The sequence below is a fragment of the Enterobacter cloacae complex sp. SHL009 genome, from assembly GCF_049237205.1.
Lineage (GTDB): Bacteria > Pseudomonadota > Gammaproteobacteria > Enterobacterales > Enterobacteriaceae > Enterobacter > Enterobacter cloacae_M.
The window spans coordinates 173,245-198,780 of sequence record NZ_JBMKIW010000009.1 but is presented as its reverse complement, the minus strand read 5'-3'; the positions used below and the strand labels follow the sequence as shown (position 1 = coordinate 198,780).

The 25,536-nt window shown below is 58.0% G+C and carries 24 protein-coding genes; 13 read left to right on the top strand and 11 right to left on the bottom strand.

The window, feature by feature from the left end; translation table 11 throughout:
• Window positions 1-412 precede the first annotated feature (412 nt).
• From ACOTZC_RS19350 to ACOTZC_RS19330, 5 genes are all read left to right on the top strand, one after another.
• On the top strand, window positions 413-868 hold the full coding sequence (locus ACOTZC_RS19350) for a SymE family type I addiction module toxin (protein ID WP_052135649.1): 456 nt from the start codon (window positions 413-415) through the stop codon (window positions 866-868).
• Window positions 869-1,113: 245 nt separating this feature from the next.
• Window positions 1,114-1,605, top strand: a complete 492-nt coding sequence (gene tssD / locus ACOTZC_RS19345; protein ID WP_047634107.1) for a type VI secretion system tube protein TssD — start codon at window positions 1,114-1,116, stop codon at window positions 1,603-1,605.
• Window positions 1,606-1,616: 11 nt separating this feature from the next.
• Window positions 1,617-2,087, top strand: a complete 471-nt coding sequence (locus tag ACOTZC_RS19340; protein WP_213751817.1) for a L,D-transpeptidase family protein — start codon at window positions 1,617-1,619, stop codon at window positions 2,085-2,087.
• Window positions 2,084-2,518, top strand: a complete 435-nt coding sequence (locus tag ACOTZC_RS19335) for a hypothetical protein (RefSeq protein ID WP_045620106.1) — start codon at window positions 2,084-2,086, stop codon at window positions 2,516-2,518. Before ACOTZC_RS19340 ends, ACOTZC_RS19335 begins: the two co-directional genes overlap by 4 nt.
• Window positions 2,519-2,723: 205 nt before the next feature.
• Window positions 2,724-3,893 carry a molecular chaperone DnaJ gene (locus tag ACOTZC_RS19330; RefSeq protein WP_023309262.1) on the top strand — a complete coding sequence of 390 codons (1,170 nt, stop codon included), beginning with the start codon at window positions 2,724-2,726 and terminating at the stop codon, window positions 3,891-3,893.
• On the opposite strand, the gene ACOTZC_RS19325 is transcribed toward ACOTZC_RS19330, so the two are convergent.
• A complete protein-coding gene (locus tag ACOTZC_RS19325) occupies window positions 3,894-4,658 on the bottom strand; it encodes a siderophore-interacting protein (protein WP_023309263.1) in 765 nt (254 codons plus the stop codon).
• Window positions 4,659-4,805: 147 nt separating this feature from the next.
• Between ACOTZC_RS19325 and ACOTZC_RS19320 the strand changes: the two genes are divergently transcribed.
• Window positions 4,806-5,300, top strand: coding sequence for a PadR family transcriptional regulator (locus tag ACOTZC_RS19320; protein WP_029741394.1), 495 nt, complete (start codon window positions 4,806-4,808; stop codon window positions 5,298-5,300).
• Here ACOTZC_RS19320 and ACOTZC_RS19315 read toward each other — a convergent pair.
• Together ACOTZC_RS19315 and ACOTZC_RS19310 are read right to left on the bottom strand one after the other, a co-directional pair.
• A complete protein-coding gene (locus ACOTZC_RS19315) occupies window positions 5,297-6,856 on the bottom strand; it encodes a methyl-accepting chemotaxis protein (protein ID WP_248169759.1) in 1,560 nt (519 codons plus the stop codon). The two genes, ACOTZC_RS19320 and ACOTZC_RS19315, sit on opposite strands and share 4 nt — an antisense overlap.
• Before the next feature lie 336 nt (window positions 6,857-7,192).
• Window positions 7,193-8,713 carry a methyl-accepting chemotaxis protein gene (locus tag ACOTZC_RS19310; RefSeq protein WP_045403428.1) on the bottom strand — a complete coding sequence of 507 codons (1,521 nt, stop codon included), beginning with the start codon at window positions 8,711-8,713 and terminating at the stop codon, window positions 7,193-7,195.
• 435 nt (window positions 8,714-9,148) lie between these two features.
• On the opposite strand from ACOTZC_RS19310, the gene ygjG reads away from it, so the two are divergent.
• Entirely contained in the window at window positions 9,149-10,528 is a 1,380-nt protein-coding gene (ygjG, locus tag ACOTZC_RS19305; RefSeq protein WP_023309267.1) for a putrescine aminotransferase, read from the top strand.
• 38 nt (window positions 10,529-10,566) lie between these two features.
• On the opposite strand, the gene ACOTZC_RS19300 is transcribed toward ygjG, so the two are convergent.
• A complete protein-coding gene (locus ACOTZC_RS19300; RefSeq protein ID WP_023309268.1) occupies window positions 10,567-11,169 on the bottom strand; it encodes a helix-turn-helix domain-containing protein in 603 nt (200 codons plus the stop codon).
• Between the two features lie 42 nt (window positions 11,170-11,211).
• On the opposite strand from ACOTZC_RS19300, the gene ACOTZC_RS19295 reads away from it, so the two are divergent.
• Window positions 11,212-11,901 (top strand): B3/4 domain-containing protein, encoded by a 690-nt coding sequence (locus ACOTZC_RS19295; protein WP_421635954.1) that lies wholly within the window; start codon window positions 11,212-11,214, stop codon window positions 11,899-11,901.
• A 54-nt stretch (window positions 11,902-11,955) separates the two neighbouring features.
• Here ACOTZC_RS19295 and lsrG read toward each other — a convergent pair whose 3' ends face one another.
• From lsrG to lsrA, 6 genes are read right to left on the bottom strand one after another with little or no spacing between them, the layout of a single operon-like run.
• Window positions 11,956-12,249, bottom strand: coding sequence for a (4S)-4-hydroxy-5-phosphonooxypentane-2,3-dione isomerase (gene lsrG / locus ACOTZC_RS19290; RefSeq protein WP_008503162.1), 294 nt, complete (start codon window positions 12,247-12,249; stop codon window positions 11,956-11,958).
• On the bottom strand, window positions 12,246-13,133 hold the full coding sequence (gene lsrF / locus ACOTZC_RS19285; protein ID WP_126303118.1) for a 3-hydroxy-5-phosphonooxypentane-2,4-dione thiolase: 888 nt from the start codon (window positions 13,131-13,133) through the stop codon (window positions 12,246-12,248). The genes lsrG and lsrF overlap by 4 nt, the downstream gene beginning before the upstream one ends.
• 11 nt (window positions 13,134-13,144) lie before the next feature.
• The gene (gene lsrB / locus ACOTZC_RS19280; protein ID WP_163354139.1) at window positions 13,145-14,146 is read right to left on the bottom strand and encodes an autoinducer 2 ABC transporter substrate-binding protein LsrB; all 1,002 of its coding nucleotides are present in this window, start codon (window positions 14,144-14,146) and stop codon (window positions 13,145-13,147) included.
• 1 nt (window position 14,147) lies between these two features.
• Window positions 14,148-15,125 (bottom strand): autoinducer 2 ABC transporter permease LsrD, encoded by a 978-nt coding sequence (lsrD, locus tag ACOTZC_RS19275; RefSeq protein WP_045403440.1) that lies wholly within the window; start codon window positions 15,123-15,125, stop codon window positions 14,148-14,150.
• Window positions 15,126-16,157, bottom strand: coding sequence for an autoinducer 2 ABC transporter permease LsrC (gene lsrC, locus ACOTZC_RS19270; protein WP_045403443.1), 1,032 nt, complete (start codon window positions 16,155-16,157; stop codon window positions 15,126-15,128). It lies immediately after the preceding gene.
• Window positions 16,154-17,641 (bottom strand): autoinducer 2 ABC transporter ATP-binding protein LsrA, encoded by a 1,488-nt coding sequence (gene lsrA / locus ACOTZC_RS19265; protein ID WP_421635956.1) that lies wholly within the window; start codon window positions 17,639-17,641, stop codon window positions 16,154-16,156. The genes lsrC and lsrA overlap by 4 nt, the downstream gene beginning before the upstream one ends.
• 215 nt (window positions 17,642-17,856) lie before the next feature.
• Here lsrA and lsrR point away from each other — a divergent pair, with 215 nt between their 5' ends.
• The 3 genes from lsrR (at window position 17,857) to ACOTZC_RS19250 (ending at window position 22,655) form a co-directional block, all read left to right on the top strand.
• Entirely contained in the window at window positions 17,857-18,825 is a 969-nt protein-coding gene (lsrR, locus tag ACOTZC_RS19260; RefSeq protein ID WP_045403450.1) for a transcriptional regulator LsrR, read from the top strand.
• A gap of 34 nt (window positions 18,826-18,859) precedes the next feature.
• The gene (gene lsrK, locus ACOTZC_RS19255) at window positions 18,860-20,455 is read left to right on the top strand and encodes an autoinducer-2 kinase (protein ID WP_045403453.1); all 1,596 of its coding nucleotides are present in this window, start codon (window positions 18,860-18,862) and stop codon (window positions 20,453-20,455) included.
• Window positions 20,456-20,633: 178 nt separating this feature from the next.
• Window positions 20,634-22,655: an NADPH-dependent 2,4-dienoyl-CoA reductase gene (locus ACOTZC_RS19250; protein WP_045403458.1), complete on the top strand. Its 2,022-nt coding sequence runs from the start codon at window positions 20,634-20,636 to the stop codon at window positions 22,653-22,655.
• On the opposite strand, the gene rlmG is transcribed toward ACOTZC_RS19250, so the two are convergent.
• Window positions 22,652-23,788 carry a 23S rRNA (guanine(1835)-N(2))-methyltransferase RlmG gene (gene rlmG / locus ACOTZC_RS19245; RefSeq protein ID WP_045354012.1) on the bottom strand — a complete coding sequence of 379 codons (1,137 nt, stop codon included), beginning with the start codon at window positions 23,786-23,788 and terminating at the stop codon, window positions 22,652-22,654. The two genes, ACOTZC_RS19250 and rlmG, sit on opposite strands and share 4 nt — an antisense overlap.
• An 83-nt stretch (window positions 23,789-23,871) precedes the next feature.
• On the opposite strand from rlmG, the gene ACOTZC_RS19240 reads away from it, so the two are divergent.
• Both ACOTZC_RS19240 and ACOTZC_RS19235 read left to right on the top strand, forming a co-directional pair.
• On the top strand, window positions 23,872-24,375 hold the full coding sequence (locus tag ACOTZC_RS19240; protein WP_023309281.1) for a YgjP-like metallopeptidase domain-containing protein: 504 nt from the start codon (window positions 23,872-23,874) through the stop codon (window positions 24,373-24,375).
• A gap of 70 nt (window positions 24,376-24,445) precedes the next feature.
• Window positions 24,446-25,444 carry a Gfo/Idh/MocA family protein gene (locus ACOTZC_RS19235; protein WP_045354014.1) on the top strand — a complete coding sequence of 333 codons (999 nt, stop codon included), beginning with the start codon at window positions 24,446-24,448 and terminating at the stop codon, window positions 25,442-25,444.
• The last annotated feature ends 92 nt before the right edge of the window (window positions 25,445-25,536 follow it).

Here is a 25,536-nt window from a genome sequence, read left to right as displayed (position 1 = left end):
ACTGATGATCTGTTCGTCGGAAAAACGCTTCTTCATGGGGATGTCCTCATGTGGCTTATGAAGACATTACTAACATCGCGGTGTATTAATCAACGGGGAGCAGGTCAGAGACGTTGTCTTATATAAAAAAAACATATCATTACAGTTTATCGAAAACTAAAAAATGATGACTGGCTGTATGTAATCCTCTCCTGCCTCCTATATTTCTGAATCCAGCTCGCACATTTCAACTTTATCGTATCATTCAATACTGTATTTTTATTCAGTTGGATATAATTTACTCAGCGTAAACGTCATTCCTGTTAAGGAAGCGATGAAAAGCAGGATAGATTAATACGACAATAGCTCGCGATATGAAGGTGGTGGAACACCTCCTTACCGCTAACCACAAACAACTTAGAAGGAGTTGAATATGGCTGCGATGGATTTTAAGCCAGAGTTTACTGTTTTCAAAAAAGAATCAGACGCTTTTACCACTATAACTGAAAACCGCGATCTGATACGCAAAAACGATACTCGCCGACTTCACGGCAACCGAACTGGTGTCGCGCCCGCTCATCCTCGGGCAGAAACACCAGAAGACTGTACAGCCTGCTGTGAGTTCTATTCTTGCGTGGATTGCCACTATCTTCCCCTAAGTGGCAAGTGGCTATCTAATGCAGGTTTTATTAATGGTATACCTGTTAAAATTCGGGTCATGAAGGATTGCATTGTCATCACGCCACAACATACACGTGAATTATGGGGTTGTCTTGAAGGCATGAGCGTGGTCAATATTAACAAACAGAAAGTAGCAACATGGTTAAAGACATTCCCGGGTGCATTGAATGACTTAGGATATGTCCCCAATTTCAAGCGAGACAAATAGCGTTTTCAATAACATCCCGGCCTAATGGCCGGGTTAACATATCTGCTTTTTACGTTGAAACATTAGCGAGCCAGGTTTTCGTTAAACATTAACAGAGAGCTCCACACATTCGCCTTGCTAATAAAAACAACATTCCTTATACCATTAATTAATTACCGTATCCTAAAAAAAGAAAAAAGTTACAAATTGAAAAAAGATAATAATGTAACGTATAAATAATTTACCAGCCATTTGGAAACTAACTCATGCCAATTCCAGCTCATTTATTTCTGAAAGACGACGGCGGCGCCCCCATCAAAGGGTCATCTGACGTACAAAATCGCGAAGGCAGTATTGAAGTGATCACCTTTTCGCATGGCCTGCATATCCCTGTAGACGGTAATACAGGAAAACAAACAGGAACACATGTACACGGTGCTTTTACTATCGGGAAAGAGTTTGATAGCGCCTCGACCTATCTGTACAAAGCCGTATCTACCGGGCAGCTTCTGAAATCAGCGGAGATGAAATGGTACCGTATAAACGATGCAGGTCTGGAAGAGGAATATTTCAATATGTTTTTGGAAAACGTCAAAGTCGTTTCGGTTACACCGGTAATGGCGAACTGTAAAGATCCGCACACCCAGCATCTTAACCATATGGAAATCGTTGAACTACGCTACGAGAAAATCACCTGGAAATTTGTCGATGGCAATCTCATTCACTCTGATTCATGGAATGAAAGAACTACAGCCTAGCGGAGGAATTTATGGCCAGACTTACTTTTGATGGTTGTGCCCATACGCTTTCATTGCTAGGTAGTGATGGCTCTATTGTTGACAAGTGGACCGCTTATAATAACGTCGATCGCAGAGCCACATTCAAACACATTAGTAACGGCACATATCAGATACAGGATAAATCAAAGCCACATTTACACCCAGGCGATAGTGAAGATGGTTCGTATGGGACTTATGGAATCATTCGATTTAGCTATCCCGGACACCCCGGTGTAGGTGTACATTCAGGTCAGGCGCATAGCCCTTATAAACCAGGGCCAGAACATCCGACAATGGGATGCATCCGAACTACTGATGAGGCGATGAAGAAAATAAAAGAGCACATGGCTAAATCCTCCCTCTCAACCATCACCGTATCAAATAACAGCGCCTGCTCGGCCATGAGTGCGACGCAGAAATTTGAAAATATCTATATCCCACCGGGAATGAACTTGATATGAAAACGATGCAGTTGTTTTTGATTATGTTAGTGATATCGCGCGTGGCTTATGCAAATGACTGTACTTCTGTTGAAGAAATGGACAGGGCAGATAACGCAGCCTCTGCCATTCAGGACTGGCAAGGCGTCCATTCTTTTTACAAAAATTACAGACAGTGTGATGAGGGATATATCGCAGAAGGGATATCAGCGACTATTGTCGGGCTGTTAGCCAACAACTGGAAGACCTCCCATCAACTCATGCAGCTATCTGTAAGCGATCGCGCTTTTGAGTCATGGATGATTAATCACATCGATACGACCACGAACGATCGTGATCTCGAGAAAGTCGTGAGAAATGCCACGGATAGTTGCCAGGAAGGCGCTAAAGCGTTCTGCAAACAGATTGAGAATGCCGCACAAGGCGCGTTGAAGGAACTGCAAAGCCAATAGCCAGGCGTGGTTTCGCAGGTAGAGCAGGAAACGGAGCTATCCTCACCCTCCACGTTACAGGCTCCTGCTCACTTCCCCACCTCACAAACTGCAAAACTAAAGAAATCCCCCATCGCGCCGATCATCATCCGTGTGTATTATTTCCTGTAGATTTTACAACAACTAACCTTAACTCAAATACTTAAGCGCCAAAGCGAAAGGCATCATGAGCACACCGATCAAACGGCTAGAAATCATTAAAAATGCCATTGAACTGGAAGATGACGACATCATCCAGAGCCAGCTGACACGGCTGAAAAATGAAGCGTTTGACGATGAGCTACAGGCAATCGTCGTGGCGCTTGAAAAGAAGAACTACACCGCTGCGATGGCGGCAATTACCGCCTGGCTTCAGGGCCAGCGCGCCGTGACCCAGTGGCGCGATCCGCAGGTGGCCGCCAGCAAGCTGGAGCTGAAGGCGCTGGAAGAACGTCTGCGCGATCTGATTGACCGCCGCAACGCCCGGGTGCAGCAGCTTGATGAGTTCAACGATCTCTATTTCTCTCGCCTCGGGCCGCTGATGCAGCAGATCCTCGCCCTGCGTAAAACCTTGGCCGAGCTGAACCTGCGCCGTCAGCAGGCGGAAGCGCGTCGTCGCGAGGAAGATTACCGTCGCTGCCAGCGCTATATGGCGCAGGCGGTAGAGGTGCTGGCGACGCTCACCCAGCGCTGGCGCGATCTCCCGGCCGACTCCGTGCAGGCCGCTGAGGCGCGCAAGCATCTTGAACAGCAAAGCAATCTGATTGCCAACCTGCTGGCCGAAGCGCTGGAGCTGGAGAGCGGCTTAACGCGCGAAGAGGAGCCTGCGCGTCAGGCGCGAGACGACGCTAACGAAGAGTACGAGAAATATCGCGAGCAGCATCACGATGCCGAAGTGCGGCTGCGCAAGGGTAAGGATCTTTCGGAAGAGGATCGGAACGAGCTCAAGCGCCTCTGGCGGCAGGCGAGCAAGCTCTGCCACCCGGATCTGGTGGCGGACGATCTGAAAGAGGAAGCTAACGCGATGATGGTGCAGCTCAACCAGGCGAAGCAGCGTGGCGACGTTAAAACCATTCGCTCACTGGTGGCCCGCCTGCAGCAGGGCTTTGAGCCATTGATGGCAAGCGACAGGCTGAACGATCTGGAACGTATCCGCAAAAAAATGGCGCAGGTTCGCGAGCAGATAGACATTTTAGTGAACGAGCTGGCGGAGCTGGAGAAAGAGGAGTCCTGGCTTCTGGTCTCGTCGCTGAACAATATGGAAGCGTACTTCGCTCAGCAGGAGAAAGCCCTGCACGAGGTCCGCGCCTCGCTCGAACATCAGGTGAGCGAAGCGCAGCTGGATTCCGCCGCCTGATTATTTGGCGTGCCAGTATGCGCTGGCACGCACCAGCTGCTGGTCAATCGCATCGGTTTCAAACTGACGGCTCAGCGTCTTCACCACCTTCCCTTCCCCGGTCAGCCAGATGAAATAGTCTTCACCAGGAACGGTCAGCGCCGCCAGATGGTCCGCTACCGCCTGCTCACTGTGGCCTACAACCCAGGTGATGTTGAATTCGCTCAGGTGCGCCAGATAGTCCTTATAAGAGTCGTCCCCAACCGTCACTACCGCATGAATTTCCGGGCGAACCGGCAGTTTAGCAATGCTCTCTAAGCGTCGACGCAGCGCGGGCATGCCGGACTCGTCGCACACGTACAGCTGCCAGGCGTAATCCTCCGGCACCACCAGCGAACCGCGCGGACCGCCGATGGTCAGCCTGTCGCCCACTTTTGCCTCAACCGCCCAGCGGCTGGCAATGCCGCCGTCATGAACGAAGAAATCGAGCACCAGCTCATGGTTTGCCTCGTCGTACAGCGGCGTGTAGTCGCGCGTCTGAGGACGTACGCCGTCGCCCCAGTCGATGCCTTCATCGGTGACCACCGGCGGCACAAACACCGCCCCCGGGGCCGGGAAAAAGACTTTGGTATGGTCGTCGAAACCGCGGGAGCTAAAGCCCTCCAGCTGCTCGCCGCCTAAAACAATGCGCTGGAAACCCGCGCTGGGGCGCTCAACGCGGAGCACCGTCAGCTCGCGAAAGCGCAGGTCATTACGAACACGCTGTGGGTAACGGGTAGATGCCATTTTTAGCCCCTTCTCTGGTGAATACGATATATCTAAATCAATTTTTAAATGATAATGATTACTAATAAGAAAAAATGCAAGATCTTTTAGATTGCATCTGAATATATCTTAGATATAGTTTAGATATATCAAATTGAGAGAGCTACTATGCGACACGAACACGACAGCGGCGGGCGCCGACCGCGCTTTTTCGGCCATGGCGATCTGCGGCTGGTGATTCTGGATATCCTGACCCGCAGCGCGAGCCACGGCTACGAGCTGATCAAAGAGATCGAGAATCTGACTCAGGGGAATTACACCCCGAGCCCAGGCGTGATCTACCCGACCCTGGATTATCTTCAGGATCAAACCTTTATCACCATTACGGAAGAAGAGAACGGTCGTAAGACGATTACGATTACCGCTGAAGGACAACGCTGGCTGGACGAAAACCGGGAGCAGCTGGAACAGATCCAGGTGCGTATCAAAGCGCGTTCCGTCGGTTTTCAGCTGCGCAAAAACCCGCAGATGAAGCGGGCGCTGGATAACTTCAAAGCGGTGTTAGATCTGAAGGTGAATCAGGGAGAGCTCAGCGACGCGCAGCTCAAGCAGATTATCGGCGTTATTGACCGCGCGGCGCTCGAGATCTCCCAGCTGGATTAAGCCGGAGCGTGCTCGCTCACGCGGAAGACGCGCACCAGCTCCTTCAGGTGCATCGCCTGTTCGTTAAGCGATGCTGCCGCCGCGACGGACTCCTCCACCAGCGCGGAGTTCTGCTGGGTGGTGGCATCAATCAGGCCAATCGCGCTGTTAATCTGCGAGATACCTTCCGTCTGCTCGTGGCTGGCCTGGCGAATTTCGCGCAGGATCGCGTCCATCTCTTCCACGTTGCCGACCATCCCATTAATCAATGCACTCGCTTTTTCAACCAGGTTCATCCCGTCCCGGGTCTGGCTGGTAGAGCTCTCAATCAGCTCGCGGATTTCGCTGGCAGATGACGCGCTCTTCTGGGCAAGCTGGCGAACTTCACCCGCCACCACCGCAAAGCCGCGACCGTGCTCGCCGGCGCGCGCCGCTTCCACCGCCGCGTTCAGCGCCAGAATGTTGGTCTGGAACGCAATGGCGTCGATCAAGTCGATAATGTCGGACATCCGGTTCGACGTCTCGTTAATCAGGCGCATTTTGCTGGTCACCTGCTTCATCATCTCGCCGTTGTTTTTAACCACCGTGGCGGCATCGGCCGAAAGGTTGGTCGCTTCCCCGGTATGCGAGGCGGTATTTTTCACCGTCGCGGTGATCTGCTCCATCGAGGCGGCGGTCTGTTCTACAGAACTTGCCTGCTCTTCCGTGCGCGCGGCCAGATCCTGGTTCCCGGCGACAATCTGCGCGGCAGCGCTGGAGATATTCTCCGAGCCGGTTTGCACCTGCTGCACGATGTCCAGCAGTCGCGTTTTCATCTCCATCAGCGCATGCAGCAGCAGACCCGTTTCGTCTTTGCCGTGTGGCGTGATGCTGCCCGTGAGATCGCCCTCAGAAATGGCTTTTGCAAAATGTACCGCCTCGCCGAGCGGACGAGTGATAGCGCGCACGATAAACCAGCCAATCAGGCTGCCTGCCGCAATGCTAAAGAGCGTGAGCAGGATCAGCAGCAGTCGGTTAGACCTGAAATCCCCTTCCACCTGCGCGCCGGCACTCTGCATCTCGCTGTTTTGAATGGTAATCAGCTCCTTCACCTTCGCTTTATAAGCCTGCTGCACGGCGAGGGTGGTGGTCATCATCTCCTGAATAGCGCCCGCACGATTGTTGTTCTGCACCGCCTGCAAAATGCGGTAGCGCGAGTCCAGATACTGCTGGCGCACGCTGCGGATCTCCGCCAGAACCTGCTGAGACTTTTGATCCTGCAGCGCGCTGTTCAGCTCGCCCAGGATCACCGTGATGTGCTCGCTGATCTCTTTCAGGCGCTGCTGAGATTGCCCCGTATAGGTGCCCTGCTCGTCCAGCAGCATCAGCTGTTGAGTGCTAATAAATTCCTGGAAGTTATCGATTAACTGGTTCGCTTTTACCGTGGTCGGATAATCGCTGGTAATAATCGATTGCATCCCGTTATTAGCCCGGTTCAGGCTTATCAGAGACAGGCTCGCGCTGAGCGCCATCAGGACAATAAAGAACCCAAACGCCAGAAATAATTTCGTGCCGATCTTTACGTCATGTAAGAACATATTTTCTCCATCGATGTGATTATTTCTCAGACGATCGCTGTTATCGGTAACGATTTCGCTAACTTTATGAGTTTGATCGTTTTTTTATTTCATAACCATCGCAATGGATAGGTAGAGGCTATTAATATTGCTCCATCGATCGTTACCAGACCACCGGAGGGGTATTTTTCAAAATAGCGTTCTGGATAACTGACTTAGGCAGGGATAAATAACTGAGGCACTTTCTTTAGTTATTTAATATTAAATTAACAATAAAATACATTAATAGTCACAACCAGAAAATAAAAAGCCGTTTATTCCTTACGAAATAAACGGCTTTTTTAGAACATTACTGACTCAATGAAGCACAGTTACCGCATCCTTAAGGCGTCCGGCGCGGTGCTTCACCATCGCAGAAATGTGGGCGCTCTCTTCGACCAGGTCGGCGTTTTTCTGCGTGATGCTGTCGAGTTCGGCCACCGCGCGGGTCAACTCTGACAGCCCGGTTGCCTGCTCGGAGGTCGCGTGGCTGATCTGGGCGATAAGCTGCGTCACGTTTTTCACCTGCTCGACAATATCATCCATCGTGCGACCTGCGGCGTGAACCTGCTCAGAGCCGGACTGCACCTTGCTGGCGCTGGCATCAATGAGTTTACGAATATCATTGGCGGCACTGGCGCTTCGGCTGGCGAGATGGCGCACTTCGCCCGCGACCACGGCAAAACCTTTTCCCTGCTCTCCTGCCCTTGCCGCTTCAACCGCCGCGTTCAGCGCAAGAATATTGGTCTGGAAAGCGATATCGTTAATCAGGGAGGTAATCGAGCCAATTCGCTGCGTGCTGTCGGCAATGTCATCCATGGTTTTGACAACGGTCTGCATCGCGTTGCCCCCTTTCGTCGCCGCGCTGCTCGCGGCCACGGAGAGTTTATCCACCTCGGCGGCGGTTTCAGAGTTACTCTGAACGGAAGCGGCCATCTGGTTCATTGTCGCGACGGTCTGCTGCACGTTCGCCACGGTCTGACGCGTGCGATCGTTCAGATCTTCATTTCCCTGTGCCAGCCTGTCGCTGCCGTCACGGACGCTCACCACCTGGCTCGACACGTCATTGATTAACCAGCGGCACATCAGCCCCAGTTGCCCTACCGCGCGCAGCGTCAGCCCCAGCTCGTCGCTGCGGTTCAGATGCTGCACGCTGTTGCGCTCACCGGTTGCGACCTTCAGGGCCTGTCGCGCCACATTCTCTACCGGGCGGACAATCTGCTGCTCAAACAGCAGTGTCCCCAGCAGCATGACCAGAGCGGCTGCGGCGAGCGGCATCCACCCGGCGGAGGTCGCGATCAGCGTGGCGGCGAGAACGGCAAAAAGCGCCGCCATCACGCTGCGCACGCGCCAGCGCAGCGGCATAGCCGGCAGTTTGCCCAGCCAGCCTTTTCCAACCACAAGCCCTTTATGAATACGTTTCATACAGCTTCCGTCGTTCAGCGCCCGGTAGAGCGGCTCCACGGCGGCAATCTCTTCCGCTGTGGCTTTGGTGCGAATGGACATATAGCCTGTCACCAGCCCCTGGCGTACCATCGGCACCGCATTCGCACGCACCCAGTAGTGGTCACCGTTTTTGCGCCGGTTTTTGACAATTCCGCTCCACGGCTCGCCCTGCTGCAGCGTGTACCACATATCGGCAAACGCGGCTTTTGGCATATCGGGGTGGCGCACCATATTGTGCGGCTGGCCCGTCAGCTCATCGAGCTGGTAGCCGCTCACCTGCACAAAGGTGTCGTTGGCGTGTGTGATGTAGCTGTGGACGTCTGTGGTAGACATTAAGGTGGTGTCATCGTCCAGAGGATATTCATTCTGGGTGACATAGGTTGGAGAGGACATCGTGGGCATCCCTTGCAGGTTATTTGAATGTTAATTTTGTGGGTCAATGTTTTTTCGGCGGTAAACAATTTATCTTTAGTTGTTAAACTTGATGAAGATCGCAGATTTGACTTAAACCATACTTTTTGTGCGATTTTATAATTCATTGATTTCAAATACTTTCGCAAAGAAATTACCTGTAAAGCATGATCAGTTAATGCCCACTTAAGTTGCAGCGAATGCACTTCTTTAGTGCAGATGCGGTTTTCCGCCCTCATTTATCCTTTCTGTCCTGTACCGCTGAATCCCGTTTCGGTTGCTCCGGCATGATTAAATATTGTGCAACATTATTTTAACCTGGCGTTTATCCCGATTTTCGTTAAGTCATCTGAAGTGGCGTAATCCCTGCAATACTTAAACCAGTATCATGTGATACGCGATCCCCGGGAGCACATTTTGAACAGGTTACCTTCCAGCGCCTCGGCTCTTGCCTGTACCGCGCACGCACTGAATCTCATTGAGAAGCGAACGCTCGATCATGAGGAGATGAAACAACTTAACCGAGAGGTCATCGATTACTTTAAAGAGCACGTCAATCCAGGTTTTCTGGAGTATCGCAAATCTGTTACCGCCGGCGGGGATTACGGAGCCGTAGAGTGGCAAGCGGGGAGTCTTAACACGCTTGTCGACACCCAGGGACAGGAGTTTATCGATTGCCTGGGTGGTTTTGGTATCTTCAACGTGGGGCACCGTAATCCAGTTGTGGTTTCCGCCGTACAGAATCAACTTGCGAAACAACCTCTCCATAGCCAGGAACTGCTCGACCCGCTTCGCGCTATGCTCGCGAAAACGCTGGCGGCCTTAACGCCCGGCAAACTGAAGTACAGCTTCTTTAGCAACAGCGGCACGGAATCGGTCGAAGCGGCGATTAAACTCGCCAAAGCGTACCAGTCGCCGCGCGGGAAATTCACCTTTATCGCCACCAGCGGCGCGTTCCACGGTAAATCTCTGGGCGCACTGTCTGCTACCGCCAAATCCACCTTCCGCAAACCGTTTATGCCGCTGCTGCCGGGCTTCCGCCACGTGCCGTTTGGCGACATCAACGCCATGCGCACCGTGCTGAGCGAATGCCGTAAAACCGGCGATGACGTGGCGGCGGTAATCCTGGAGCCGATTCAGGGTGAAGGCGGCGTAATCCTCCCTCCGCAGGGCTATCTGCCCGCCGTGCGTCAGCTGTGCGATGAGTTTGGCGCGCTGCTGATCCTCGACGAAGTCCAGACCGGGATGGGGCGCACTGGCAAAATGTTTGCCTGCGAGCACGAAAACGTTCAGCCGGACATCCTGTGCCTGGCGAAGGCGCTCGGCGGCGGCGTGATGCCGATTGGTGCGACGGTTGCGACTGAAGAGGTCTTCTCGGTGCTGTTCGACAACCCGTTCCTGCATACCACCACCTTTGGCGGTAACCCGCTGGCCTGTGCGGCCGCGCTGGCGACCATCAACGTACTGCTGGAGCAAAACCTGCCCGCCCAGGCGGAGCAGAAAGGCGACATGCTGCTGGACGGCTTCCGTCAGCTAGGCCGGGAGTATCCGGACCTGGTGCAGGACGCGCGTGGCAAAGGGATGCTGATGGCGATTGAGTTTGTCGATAACGAAACCGGCTATAGCTTCGCGAGCGAGATGTTCCGCCAGCGGGTGCTGGTGGCCGGCACGCTCAACAACTCGAAAACCATCCGCATTGAACCGCCGCTGACGCTGACGATTGAGCAGTGCGAGCAGGTGCTGAAAGCGGCGCGTAAAGCGCTGGCAGCGCTGCGAATAAGTGTGGAAGAGGCGTAAAAAATCACCGGGCCTGCAGGCAGTTGCAGGCCCGGTTTTTAGCGGTGGAACTCCGCCACCGTCATGGTAAAGCGCAGAACGTTTTTTCCCTCATTGGCATAACCGTGCGCAGCTTCCGTTTTCGCCACCGCCGATTTGCCTGCAGCAACCTGCGTAACCGTCTCGTCCACCGTCAGCGTTAAAACGCCTTCGTTCACGTGCAGCAGCTCAAAGGTTCCCGCCGGGTGCCCCGGAGAGGTAAAGCGCTCTCCCGGCTGCATCTCCCACTGCCATAGCTCAATCATATCCGGGCCTGCCGTTCCCGCCAGCAGTCTGGCGCATCCACCCTGTGCGCCCTGCCACAGAACCGGAATCGCGGCCTCTTCGATAACATGCACCAGCGGCTCGCTGGAGACGTTGACGATATCCGCTACGGAGATGCCGAGCGCGGCGGCCAGCTTGCACAAGATGGCGATACTGGGGTTGGCTGCGCCCTTTTCGATCTCCACCAGCATGCCTTTACTGACGCTGGCCCGCCGGGACAGCTCGTCCAAAGACAGCTTTTTCTCTTTACGCCAGTTGCGGATGCGGTTCGCCACGGCCAGGCTTACCTGGGCAACGTCGGCACCCGAATCAGTCATTATATTGACTTTAACAGTCATTGGTCACTACCATGGTATAAAACAGTCAATACAGGATTATTTATGTCTCTCGTTACGCCGTCAATAGATTCGCGTCTTGCCGGGATTGCCCCGGGCTTTCGGGCACTGAGCATTCTGGTTGAAGCTGCGCCGATTACCCACCCGGAGGTTGCGCCCGCCGCGCTGGCGCAGGCCTGCCAGCTGATGTTGAATGATGATGTGCCGTGGGCTGATGCACATCTTTCAGACTGGGATGAGGTGTTTAAAGCCTTCGGCGCGAAACCGAAACGCACGCCCTGCTCGGCCTCCGCCCTGCGCAAGCGGGTACTGAAAGACGGTTCGCTGCCGTCGCTGGATCCGGTGGTGGATATCTATAACGCGGTGAGCATTCGCTATGCCATTCCGGTGGGTGGGGAAAATCTCGCGGCGTACTCGGGTGCGCCGCGCCTGACGCTGGCAGACGGCAGCGAGCCGTTTGATACCTTTAAGGAGGGAGAGCCGGTGGTGGAATACCCGGATGCTGGCGAGGTTCTCTGGCGAGACGACCTCGGCGTCACCTGCCGCCGCTGGAACTGGCGACAGGGGGTCCGTACCCGTCTGGACAGCCAGGCGCAATCCATGTGGTTTATTCTTGAAAGCCTGCCGTCGATGCCCCTTGCGGCACTGGAAGAGGCAGGAGAAGAGCTGGTCAACAACCTGCAGCGGCTGATGCCGGGAGCCAAGGCTCGGGTTCAGATGCTGGAGCTGGCCTGAAAAATGCCGGGTGGCGCTGCGCTTACCCGGCCTACAAAACCTTTATAACGCCTGTTACTCCGGCAACAGCCCCACAAAACTGCGTTTCTTGCGCGGCTCCGACATCAATTCCTCAAGCTTATCCACGCACGCCAGATAATGCGGGGTTTGCTTGTGCGCCAGCACCGCCTCTTCGTCTTTATAGGCTTCGTAGATAAAGAACCGGGTCTTCACCCTTGGGTCCTGCAATACGTCAAAGCGCAGGTTTCCCGGCTCCTGGATTGCCCCCTCGTGGTTGGCGCGAAACACCTCCAGAAATTCGTCCACCCGCTCGGGCTTGATGTTGATCTCCACCAGCGTCACGTTCATTTTGCTTCTCCCTGTTTCTCTTCCTGCCAGAACTGGAACGCATAGCGGGCGTTCCAGTTCTCGTGAACCACTTTTTTCACCGCCTTCAGCATGGCGAGCGGCGCGCTGGACTGGAAGATATTGCGCCCCATGTCCACGCCGGACGCGCCCTGGTCGATCGCCCGCCAGCACATCTCCAGCGCCTCGTGCTCCGGCAGCTTTTTGCCCCCGGCGATCACAATCGGCACCGGGCAGCTGGCGGTCACTTTTTCAAAGCCCTCGTCCACGTAGTAGGTTTTGACGAACTGCGCGCCCATTTCGGCGGCGATGCGGCTGGCCAGCGAGAAATAGCGCGCGTCCCGCGCCATCTCTTTACCGACGCCCGTCACCGCCAGCGTCGGCATGCCGTAGCGCGCGCCCGCATCGACAAGCTTGATGATGTTGTTGATCGACTGATGCTCAAACTCGCTGCCGATATACACCTGCGCCGCCACCGCGCAGACGTTCAGGCGCAGCGCGTCTTCCATCGCCACCGCCACGCACTCGTTCGACAGCTCGCCCAGAATCGAGTTACCGCCGGAGGCGCGCAGCACCACCGGTTTGTTCGTCGCGGCTGGCACCTGGCTCCTGAGGATGCCGCGGGTGCACATCAGCACGTCGGTTTCGCCAAACAGCGGCGCGATGGAGAGATCGATGCGCTCAAGGCCGGTGGTCGGCCCCTGAAAGTAGCCGTGGTCAAAGGCCAGCATCACCGTGCGATTGCTCTGCGGATTGAAGATGCGCGCCAGGCGGGACTGCATGCCCCAGTCCAGCGAGCCGCAGCCCTTCAGGGTGTAAGGCACATTCTTCTGCGGCGTGCCGATGCCAAAATCCTTGCCGTCTTTGATGTCGTCTAAATCAGCCATTTGCTCCCCCGTCAGAAATCGTATTTGCTGATGTTCTCTTTGGTGAACACCACCCGCTCCGGCAGCAGCACGATGCCGTTGCCCTTCGCCTCATACTGGTAGCCCTGCACGCTGTTCGGTTCGACCTTCAGCACGCCGATATTTTTTACGTCCACGCTGTCGCCGACGTTAAGATCGCCTTTTTTCAGCAGGCGATCGGCGACATTGACCGCAATTTTGCCCTGTTGCACCACGTCCCACAGGCCGAAGGCCTTCACCGTGCCGCGCTCAACGTACGGGCGCATCACGTTCGGCGTGCTGAACCCGACAATCGCCACCCCTTCCCGCTTCAGGTTTTCCGCCGCCTGAGCCGCGGCTGGCAGCGCGTTGGCGTCCGGGGCGATGATCGCATCCAGATCCGGATACGCTTTTAAGATCCCTTCGGCGGTTTGCAGAGATTTGGTGGCGTCGTTATAGCCAAACTGGGTGGTGACGACCTGCCACTGGGGGTGATCTTTCTCGATTTTGGCCTTCGCCTCTTTCACCCACTGGTTCTGGTCGGTGACGGTGGGGCTGGAGTAGAAGAACGCCACTTTAGCGTTCGGTTTGGTGACCTGCTTGCCCGCCATCTCAACCAGCAGGCCGCCCAGCTGTTCCGGCGTCCCCTGGTTGATGTAGATGCTGCGGCACTCCGGTTTGGTGTCCGAATCCCAGGTCAGAACCTTGACGCCGCGCTGCATCGCGCGCTTGAGCGCCGGACACAACCCATCCGGCGACACGGCGGAGACGATGATGGCGTTATAGCCCTGGTTGACGAAGTTATTGATGAGCTGCACCTGGCCGGAGACGCTCGGCTCGGTCGGACCGTCGTAGGTTACGTCCACGCCGAGATCTTTCCCCGCCTCTTTCGCGCCGTTGCCGCCGCTGGTGAAGAACCCCACGCCCACCAGCTTCGGGATAAAGGCAATGCGGTCCGCCGCCTGCGCCGAGGCGAAGCTGAGGGCCATTGCCAGGACTATCAGTTTTGTTTTCATCTTACGCTCCGGATAGTTTTCTAAAGAGAGAACGCACCCATTCGCGGTGCAGACTCAGCGAACGTCCCATCACCACCACAACCAGCAGCGCCCCTGACAGCGCGCTCGACACCTGGTTAGGGATGCCGACCATCTGTAAACCCTGCTGCAGGTAGCCCACCAGCAGCGCCGCCAGCGCCGTACCGACAACCGAACCTGACCCGCCGTAGATATTGGCCCCGCCCAGCACGGCGGCGGTGAGCGCAGGCATCAGCAAATCGCGCCCCAGATCCGAACGCGCGGAGCCGAAATAGGAGACCATCACCAGCGCGGCAATCGCCGAGGCCACGCCCACCAGACCGTACAGCGCGTAGGGCATGCCGTTCACCGACAGCGCCGCATAGCGCGCCGCGCGCGGGTTTTGCCCGATCAAAAACAGGTGACGGCCAAAGCGCCCGCGGTGGGTAATCAGCCAGAAGAAAACGGTAATCACCGCGAACAGCACCAGCGGGATCGGCAGACCCAGCACCGTGAGGTTAGCGAACGCCGTGAAGCTGTCTGGGAAGCCGCCGATGCCCTCATAGCCCGTCGCACCCGCCATGCCGGAGAGCAGCAGCGCGCCGCCGCCGTAGAGGTAGAGCGTGCCGAGGGTGATCACCAGCGGGCTGATTCCCGTGTAGTGAATAAGCGCCGCGTTTACCAGCCCGCACAGCAGTCCCAGCACCAGCGTCAGCGGAACGGCGACCGCCATCGGCCACCCCGCCTGCATCATCACGCCCAGCGCGATGGCGCACAGGCCGATGGTCGAGCCGAGGGAGATGTCGATCCCGCCGCTGACGATCACCAGCGTGAGCGGCAGCGCCACAATGCCGATGCAGATGAAGTCGCTGGTGCTGAACAGCAGCATGTTGATATCGAGCATGCGCGGGTTGATGGCGCCAAAGAGCAGGATCTCCAGCACCAGCAAAATCAGCAGCGCGCTTTCCCAGTTAAGCCTCATTTAAGCCACCTCTTTTTTGCGTTTGGGAAACGGGGTGACGTGCTTTCCCCCTTTGTTACCCGGCTGGAAGCGGCCGTACTTCAGCGCCCGCTGATGGCGTGCCAGCGCCTGGCGCAGGCGCCCGTCGAGCACCAAAACGCCCAGCAGCACCAGCCCGGCGATAAAGTCGTTCCACCACGCCGGGAGCCTGAACAGCACCAGCACGGTGTCGATTTGGGTCAGGAAGAAGGCGCCGAGCAGCGCGCCAACCAGCGTGCCCGTGCCGCCCAGCAGCGAAATCCCCCCGAGCACGCAGGCGGCGATGGCCTTCATCTCCAGCCCGCTGCCGGTCTGGTTGGGCACAAAGCCAATCTGCGCGGCAAAGACGATCCCGGCGCAGGCCGCCAGCATGCCGTTCAGGGTAAAGGCGATCATGCGGGTGCGGTTCACCGCCACGCCCAGCTGGCGCGCGGCGGCGAGGTTATCCCCCACCGCGTAGAAATCACGCCCGAACGCGGTGCGCGAGAGCGTCCACGCGCCTGTGACCGCGACGATCAACACCAGCATGCCGAGCGGCGAAATGCCGATGGCGGCAGGCTCAGAGAGGGATTTCAGCCCGGGCGGCAGCCCCTCAATCCACTTTCCGCCGGTCCAGAGCAGCATCGCCCCGCGGTACAGCCCCAGCGTGCCGAGGGTGGCGACAATCGCCGGGATGCGCAGCCCCACCACCAGGAACCCGTTGAACGCCCCGGCCAACGCGCCAATAGACATCGCGAAGAGAATGGAAACGGGCAGGCTGTAGCCGCTATTAAGCGCCACGCCGACGGCGATGGCGGACAGCCCGACGATGGAGCCGACGGACACGTCGATATTGCGGGTCAGCATCACCAGCGCCGCGCCGATGGCCAGCAGGATCAGGATCTGCGAGCTGGCAAAAATCATCCCCAGCGTCTGAAGGCTGAAGTAGGACGGGTTCAGCGCCACCAGCACGGCGAACAGCGCCAGAATGGCGAGAAACGCGCTCAGCTCGCGGTTTTTGAGTAAGGTCTTCATGATTGCCCTCCAAACGCCAGCGCCATCATCCTGTCGAGGCTGACGGCGTGGCGCGGCAGCTCGCCGCTGAGCACGCCCTGATGCATCACCAGCACCCGGTCCGCGAGCCCAGGAAACTCGTCGAGATCGCTTGAGATCATCAGCACCGCCACGTTCTGCGCCGCCACGCTTTTTATCAGCTGGTAGATATCGGCGCGCGCCGAGACGTCCACCCCGCGCGTCGGTTCATCGACGATCAGCAGCAGCGGATTGGCCTCCAGGCAACGCGCCAGCAGCACCTTCTGCTGGTTGCCGCCGGAGAGCGTGCGCACGGTTTGATCCGCATGGTTGAGCTTGATCCCCAGCGCCCGGTGATAGCGCTCCACCACCGCAGACTCCCGCTTGCGCTGCTGCCAAATCGACGGCTCGTTCAGCGCCACGGTGTTCCAGCGGATCGGCGCGTCGAGGAACAGGCCGGACACCTGCCTGTCTTCCGGCAGGTAAACCAGCCCTTTTTCCAGGCGTGAACTTACCGGATCGCCGGTGATCTCCTGGTTTTCCAGCCAGACGCGCCCACCGCGCACGGGCCGCAGGCCGTAGAGCGTTTCCGCAAACTCGGTGCGCCCGGATCCCACCAGCCCGGCCAGGCCGACGATCTCACCGGCGTAGATCTCAAGGCTGAGATCGATAAACCCTTCCCCGGTGAGATCGTCAACGCGCAGCACCGGGAAATCCTGCGGCTGGGTGCGGCGGTTGCCCGGCAGCGCCAGCCACAGCTTTTGCGTATCGCTGAGGGATTTCTCCCGGCTTACCGGCGTCATGGCGGCGATCAGGGCGCTGTCGTCAAACTGCGCGGTTTCGCCGCTCAGCACCACCGCGCCGTCGCGCATCACCGAGACGTGGCTCGAAAACATGCGAATTTCCGGCAGCTTGTGCGAGATAAAGACAATCCCGACGCCGAGCGCCTGCAGGGCGCGGATCTGGCGGAACAGCCGCTCGGTTTCGCCGGGCGTGAGGGAGGCCGTGGGTTCGTCGAGGATCAGGATCCTCGCGTTGCGCATCAGACCGCGCAGGATCTCCACCATCTGCTGATCCGCCACCTCCAGGGTGCTGGCGGCGGCGTCGAGGTTAAGCTGGCACTGCAGCTGCTGGAGCTTCTCCGCCAGCCATTTTTCCAAATCGCGTTCGCGCGGCAGGCGGAACAGGATATTTTCCCGCACCGTCAGGTTGGGGAACAGCAGCGGCTCCTGCGGCACCAGATAAATGCCTAACCTGTGCGCCTGAGCGGGCGTGAGCCGCGCATATGACTGCCCCTCGACAGAAAGTTCACCGCTGTCCGGCGTTTCCACCCCGGCGATGATCTTCATCAGCGTCGATTTTCCCGCGCCGTTTCCGCCCATCAGGGCGTGCACCTGGCCCGCAAGCAGCGTGAAATCTATGCCTTTTAAGACCGGCACGCCTGAGAACTGCTTGCTGATATTCCGCGCGTCGAGAAGTGGTGTCATCATCGCTCCGCTATTGAACAAATGATTTTTAGATTTAATAATGTTCAAAAGCGTAGACGGTGAACTATATTTACAACCGTGCAGGGATCACAGTTTTATCGATTGAGATACAGATAAACCAGAAACGATCGAAAAGATCCGTTTTGTCGCGTGGCTCACACTTTCCCTTCGCGCCATCACGAACATATGATCTAAATTTTTATAAGAGTTCAACTATGAGCGATAAACGCACTGCGGAAGAAGGACGGTTTGCCGGGCTGGCACTGGCGGAAGAGGAACTCGTGGCGCGCGTGGCCTGGTGCTACTACCACGACGGATTAACCCAGAACGACATCGGCGAGCGGCTCGGGCTGCCGCGCCTGAAGATCTCCCGCCTGCTGGAAAAAGGCCGTCAGTCCGGGGTGATCCGCGTGCAGATCAACTCCCGCTACGAGGGCTGCCTGGCGCTGGAGACCGAGCTACAGCAGCGCTTCGGCCTGAAGCTGGTGCGCGTGATGCCCGCGTTAAATACGCCGCCGATGAACGTGCGGCTGGGCATTGGCGCGGCACAGTCGCTGATGGGCGTACTGGAGCCCGGCCAGCTTCTGGCGGTGGGGTTTGGTGAAACCACCATGAGCTGCCTGCAGCACCTGAGCGGCTTTATCAGCTCGCAGCAGATCCGCCTGGTGACGCTCTCCGGCGGCGTTGGGCCGTATATGACCGGTATCGGTCAGCTGGACGCGGCCTGCAGCGTCAGCATGATCCCCGCCCCGCTTCGCGTGTCATCCGCAGAAGTTGCCGGGATCTTAAAACGCGAGACCAGCGTGCGGGACGTGATCCTCGCCGCGACCGCCGCCGACGTGGCAGTGGTCGGCATTGGTTCAGTGAACCAGCGCCGTGACGCCACGATACTGCGATCCGGCTATATCAGCGAAGGTGAACAGCTGATGTACGCCCGCAAAGGCGCGGTCGGCGACATTCTCGGCTATTTCCTCAATGCCGAAGGCGAGTGCGTTGAGGAGCTGGAGATCCACAAAGAACTGCTGGGCGTCACGCTCGATGAACTGGCGCAGCTGCCCACCATCGTTGGCGTGGCCGGAGGGGAAGAGAAAGCCGATGCGATTTATGCCGCACTGAAGGGTCGCCGTATCAATGGCCTGGTGACGGAGGAGACGACAGCCCGCGCGGTGCTGGCCCTGACGTAACGGGCAGGCCCTGCGCTAACAACGAGGCAAGCTCATGAGTTACCTTTTAGCGTTAGATGCAGGGACAGGCAGCGTTCGCGCCGTTATTTTCGATTTACAGGGCAACCAGATTGCCGTCGGCCAGGCCGAGTGGAAGCACCTGAGCGTGGAGAACGTGCCGGGATCGATGGAGTTCGACCTCGAGACCAACTGGCTGCTGGCCTGCCGGTGCATTCATCAGGCGCTGGAACGTGCGCGCCTGAGCGCGGCGGATATTAAGTCTGTCGCCTGCTGCTCGATGCGCGAAGGGATCGTGCTGTATGACCGCAACGGCGAGGCCATCTGGGCCTGCGCCAACGTCGACGCCCGCGCCAGCCGCGAGGTGGCCGAACTCAAAGAGATCCACGACGATCGTTTTGAATCCGAGGTGTATGAGGTTTCCGGCCAGACGCTGGCGCTGAGCGCCATGCCGCGCCTCCTGTGGCTGGCGCACCATCGCCCGGATATTTACCGCAAGGCCGCGACCATCACCATGATCAGCGACTGGCTGGCGGCGAAGCTCTCCGGCGAGCTGGCGGTCGACCCGTCTAACGCGGGCACCACCGGCATGCTGGATCTCTTCTCTCGCGACTGGCGTCCGGCGCTGCTCGACATGGCCGGGCTGCGCGCCGATATCCTCTCCCCGGTGAAAGAGACCGGTACCGTGCTGGGCGCGATGACCAAAGAGGCCGCGCAGCAGAGCGGCCTGCGCGAAGGCACCCCGGTGGTGATGGGCGGCGGCGACGTGCAGCTGGGCTGTCTGGGGCTGGGCGTGGTCCGCGCCGGCCAGACGGCGGTACTGGGCGGTACCTTCTGGCAGCAGGTGGTCAATCTGCCGCAGGTGCGCACCGACCCCGACATGAACATCCGCGTGAACCCACACGTTATTCCCGGTATGGCGCAGGCGGAGTCGATCAGCTTCTTCACCGGGCTGACCATGCGCTGGTTCCGCGACGCATTCTGCGCCGAGGAAAAGCTGATTGCCGAGCGGATGGGGATGGACACCTATTCCCTGCTGGAAGAGATGGCCAGCCGCGTGCCGGCGGGCTCCCACGGGGTGATGCCGATCTTCTCCGACGCGATGCATTTCAAGCAGTGGTACCACGCCGCGCCGTCGTTTATTAACCTCTCCATCGACCCGGAAAAGTGCAACAAAGCGACGCTGTTCCGCGCCCTGGAGGAGAACGCGGCGATTGTCTCGGCCTGCAACCTGGCGCAGATCTCGCGCTTCTCCGGCGTGACGCTTGAAAGCCTGGTGTTTGCGGGCGGCGGGGCTAAGGGCGCCCTGTGGAGTCAGATTTTAAGCGACGTCACCGGGCTGCCGGTGCGCGTGCCGGAAGTGAAAGAGGCAACGGCGCTCGGCTGCGCGATTGCCGCCGGCGCGGGCGCGGGGCTGTTTGCCGATATGGCCTCGACGGGCGAGCGGCTGGTGAAATGGAGCCGCGAGTTCACGCCGAACCCGCAGCACCGCGAGCTGTACGACGGCATGATGCAGAAATGGCAGGCAGTGTACGCGGACCAGCTCGGGCTGGTGGACAGCGGGCTGACGACGTCGATGTGGCAGGCGCCGGGGCTGGTGCGGACATCCCCCTCACCCCGGCCCTCTCCCTAAGGGAGAGGGAGATTACGTCCCCTCTCCCCGTGGGAGAGGGTTAGGGTGAGGGCATCAGGCCACACCAATATTTGAATCCCATCACAATCACTGCATTCGCCTTTTCCCTTTTACTCCCCGCTGGCTAAATTAGTAACTCATCCGACCACATAACAATAATTTTACACTGGAAGAGACTATGAGCCGCTACCCGTCGTTATTCGCCCCTCTCGATCTGGGGTTCACCACACTCAAAAACCGCGTGTTGATGGGCTCGATGCACACCGGGCTGGAGGAGCATCCGGACGGGGCCGAGCGTCTGGCAGCCTTCTATGCCGAGCGCGCCCGCCACGGTGTGGCGCTGATTGTCACCGGCGGCGTGGCCCCTGCCCCTTCCGGCGTGGGCATGGAGGGCGGCGCGGTCCTGAACGATGCGTCACAGCTGCCGCACCACCGCATTGTGACCGACGCGGTACACCGCGAGGGCGGTAAAATCGCCCTGCAAATCCTGCACACCGGACGCTACAGCTATCAGCCGAACCTGGTCGCGCCGTCGGCCATTCAGGCGCCAATCAACCGCTTTAAACCTCACGCCCTCAGCCACGATGAGATCCTGGCGCTGATCGACGACTTTGCCCGCTGCGCGGCGCTGGCCCGCGAGGCGGGCTACGACGGCGTTGAGGTGATGGGCTCAGAAGGCTACCTGATTAACGAGTTCCTCGCGGCCCGCACCAACCAGCGCGACGACGAATGGGGCGGCGACTATGCCCGCCGGATGCGCTTTGCCGTGGAGGTGGTGCGCGCGGTGCGCGAACGTGCGGGCGCAGACTTTATTATCGTCTTCCGCCTGTCGATGCTCGACCTGGTGGAAGGCGGCGGCACGTTCGACGAAACCGTGCAGCTGGCGCAGGCGATTGAAGCCGCAGGTGCCACGATTATCAACACCGGCATCGGCTGGCACGAGGCGCGCATACCGACTATCGCCACGCCGGTGCCGCGCGCGGCGTTCAGCTGGGTAACACGGAAACTGAAAGGCAAAGTCTCTGTTCCGCTGGTCACCACCAACCGCATTAACGATCCGCAGGTGGCGGACGATGTGATTTCGCGCGGCGACGCCGATATGGTGTCGATGGCGCGCCCGTTCCTGGCGGATGCCGAACTGCTCTCCAAAGCGCAAAGCGGCCGTGCGGATGAGATCAACACCTGCATCGGCTGTAACCAGGCCTGTCTGGATCAGATCTTCGTCGGCAAGGTCACCTCTTGCCTGGTTAACCCGCGCGCCTGCCATGAAACCAAAATGCCGATCGTTGCGGCGGTCAGTAAAAAACGCCTGGCCGTGGTGGGCGCAGGCCCGGCGGGGCTGGCGTTTGCGGTGAATGCCGCCTCGCGCGGGCACAGCGTGACGCTGTTTGATGCGCTGGCGGAGATTGGCGGGCAGTTTAATATCGCCAAACAGATCCCCGGCAAAGAGGAGTTCTATGAAACGCTGCGCTACTACCGCCGGATGATCGAGCTGACGGGCGTCGATCTGCGGCTTAACCAGTTTGTCAGCGCAGCGGATCTGACCGGTTTCGACGAGGTGATCCTGGCGAGCGGGATCGTGCCGCGCACGCCGGCGATCGAGGGTATCGATCATCCGAAGGTGTTGAGCTATCTGGATGTATTGCGTGACAAAACGCCGGTCGGCGAGAAGGTGGCGATTATCGGCTGCGGCGGGATCGGCTTTGATACCGCCATGTACTTAAGCCAGCCGGGCGAGGCCACCAGCCAGAACATTGCCGAGTTTTGCGTGGAATGGGGTATCGACACCAGCCTGAACCAGTCCGGCGGGCTGCGCCCGGAAGGGCCGCAGCTGCCGAAAAGCCCGCGCCAGATCGTGATGCTGCAGCGCAAGGCCAGCAAACCGGGCGAAGGGCTGGGCAAAACCACGGGATGGATCCACCGCGCCACCCTGCTCTCGCGCGGGGTGAAGATGATCCCGGCGGTCAGCTACCAGAAGATCGACGACGAGGGTCTGCACGTCACGATCGGCGGCGAGCCGCAGTTGTTACGTGTGGATCATGTGATTTTATGCGCCGGGCAGGAGCCGAAGCGCGATCTGGCCGATCCGCTGCGCGAAGCCGGTAAAACGGTGCATTTGATCGGCGGGTGCGACGTGGCGATGGAGCTGGACGCGCGGCGGGCGATTGCGCAGGGCACCCAGCTTGCACTGGTTATTTAACGACGACGTCCCAGCTTCACCGCCTTCAGCACCACGAACTTATTGTTCGTCGCAATGGTGACGCAGTTGCCGAAAATCTTCTTCAGCTTGTGGAAGTAGTCCAGGTGGCGGTTCGCCACGATGTATAGCTCGCCGTTGATTTTCAGGCAGCGGCGCGCGTGGTGGAACATCTCCCACGCGACGTTATCCGTCAGGGCGTGCTTCTGGTGGAACGGCGGGTTGCAGAACACGGCGTTGAAGCGGAACGGCTCTACGCCGGACAGCGCGTTGTTGATCATAAACTCGCAGCGGTCCAGCGCTTCCGGCATGTTGGTTTCCACGTTCAGACGGCTGGAGGCCACCGCCATCGGCGATTCGTCGCTGAACACCACGCTGGCGTCCGGGTTCTTCGCCAACAGCGTCAGCCCAATCACGCCGTTACCGCAGCCCAGATCGACAATCTCACCTTCCAGATTTTCCGGCAGATGTTCCATAAAGAAACGCGCGCCGATATCCAGCCCGGTGCGGGAGAAGACGTTCGCGTGGTTGTGGATGGTCCAGTCGGTCCCTTCCAGCTTCCAGCTCAGGGTCTCCGGCGCGTCGGCCAGCTCCGGTGCGCTGAAGGTACAGTTGATCAGGCGCGCTTTTTTCCAGGCCAGCGTGGTGGTGGTCGGGCCGAGGACCTTCTCGAACAGCTCGAGCGTCGAAGTGTGAATATCGCGCGCTTTGGCTCCCGCGATAATGCGCGTTTCCGGCGTCACGACCTTACGCAGCGCGCGCAGCTGTTGCTCCAGCAGCGCCATGGTTTTTGGCACTTTGATCAGCACCACGCCCGGCGCCTGCGGGTAGTCCGCGGTGCTGTCGAGGAACTTCACGCTGGATTCTTCGATGTCGTTATGGCGCAGGTTTTCACGCGTCGCCAGCTCGCTCAGGTAGGAATCGCCGATGCTGTAAGGCGTGTGCTCCGCCAGGGCGCAGCCCAGCGCGCCAAAGGCGTCATTCAGGATCAAAACCGGGCCGCGGATTTCAGTCTCATCCAACTGCTGCAGCAGATATTCATCCGCCGCTTCCCACGCCTGAAGCGGGTTAACGTCATCCGTTTCCGGGAAACGTTTAAGGTTGAGTGAACGGAAACCGTTGTCTAAGTGGCTCATCGGCCCTCCTGAATGGTAAAATTTGGCGTATCCCTGAAAAGGGTGCGTGAGTATACCCGTTTTATTGTCGATTTGGGGCGTTGATGAACCAACTTACTTATCTCCAGGGCTATCCGGAGCATTTACTGACTCAGGTTCGCAGCCTGATTGCCGAGCAGAAGCTCGGCGCGGTGCTGGAAAAACGCTATCCCGGCACCCACGATTTCGCGACCGATAAGGCCCTCTGGCAGTATACGCAGGATCTGAAAAGCAGGTATCTGAAGAGCGCGCCGCCGATCAACAAGGTGATGTATGACAACAAGATCCACGTGCTGAAAAACGCGCTCGGCCTGCACACCGCCGTCTCCCGCGTACAGGGCGGCAAGCTGAAGGCGAAGGCCGAAATCCGCGTCGCGACGGTTTTCCGTAACGCGCCGGAAGCCTTTCTGCGGATGATCGTCGTCCACGAGCTGGCGCACCTGAAGGAGAAAGAGCACGACAAAGCGTTCTATTCCCTGTGCTGCCACATGGAGCCGCAGTACCACCAGCTGGAGTTTGATACCCGACTATGGCTTACGCATTTATCGTTAAATGGTAATGCGGAATAGCGCACGCGAATTGTCATGATGACGTGCTACAGTGGCTAAAGGTTCCCCGCTACGGAGTACGTAAACGTTTATGATACGTTTCGCAGTCATTGGAACGAACTGGATCACGCGCCAGTTCGTCGACGCCGCCCACGAAACCGGCAAACTGAAACTTACCGCAGTCTATTCCCGCAGCCTTGAGCAGGCGCAGAGTTTTGCCAACGATTACCTCGTTGAGCATCTCTTCACCTCGCTTGATGACATGGCGCAAAGCGACGCCATTGACGCGGTGTATATCGCCAGCCCGAACTCCCTGCACTTCCCGCAAACGAAGCTGTTCCTCAGCCATAAAAAGCATGTGATTTGCGAGAAGCCGCTGGCGTCGAATATCCAGGAAGTGGAAGCGGCCATTGCGCTTGCCCGCGAAAACCAGGTGGTGCTGTTCGAAGCCTTCAAAACCGCCAGCCTGCCGAATTTCCTGCTGCTGCAGCAGTCCCTGCCGAAAATTGGCAAGGTGCGTAAAGCCTTTATCAACTACTGCCAGTACTCGTCGCGCTACCAGCGCTATCTTGACGGCGAGAACCCGAACACCTTTAATCCGGCCTTCTCTAACGGCTCGATTATGGACATAGGTTTCTACTGCCTGGCCTCTGCCGTGGCCCTGTGGGGCGAGCCGCATGGCGTGACGGCCACCGCCAGCCTGCTGGAGAGCGGCGTGGATGCGCACGGTGTAGCGGTGCTGGATTACGGTGATTTCAGCGTCACGCTGCAGCACTCCAAGGTGAGCGATTCCGCGCTGCCGAGCGAAATTCAGGGCGAAGCGGGCTCGCTGGTTATCGAGAAGATCTCCGAGTGCCAGAAGGTGAGTTTTGTGCCGCGCGGCGGCAAAGCGCAGGAGCTGACGCAGCCTCAGCATATTAACACTATGCTCTATGAGGCAGAGGTCTTCGCCCGTCTGGTGGAAGACAACGAAGTGAATCACCCAGGCCTTGCGGTGAGCCGCACCACGGCGAAGCTGCAAACGGAGATCCGCCGTCAGACAGGCGTGGTGTTCCCGGCTGACGGCGTGAGCGCGGAAGCTATCGCGTAAAGCTGTGTAATGAAACGGCGCAGACCATTGACGAAACCAATGGTCTGACATATTTTGTTACCTGCAAAGGGGAGTAACTTCTTCGTCGGTTG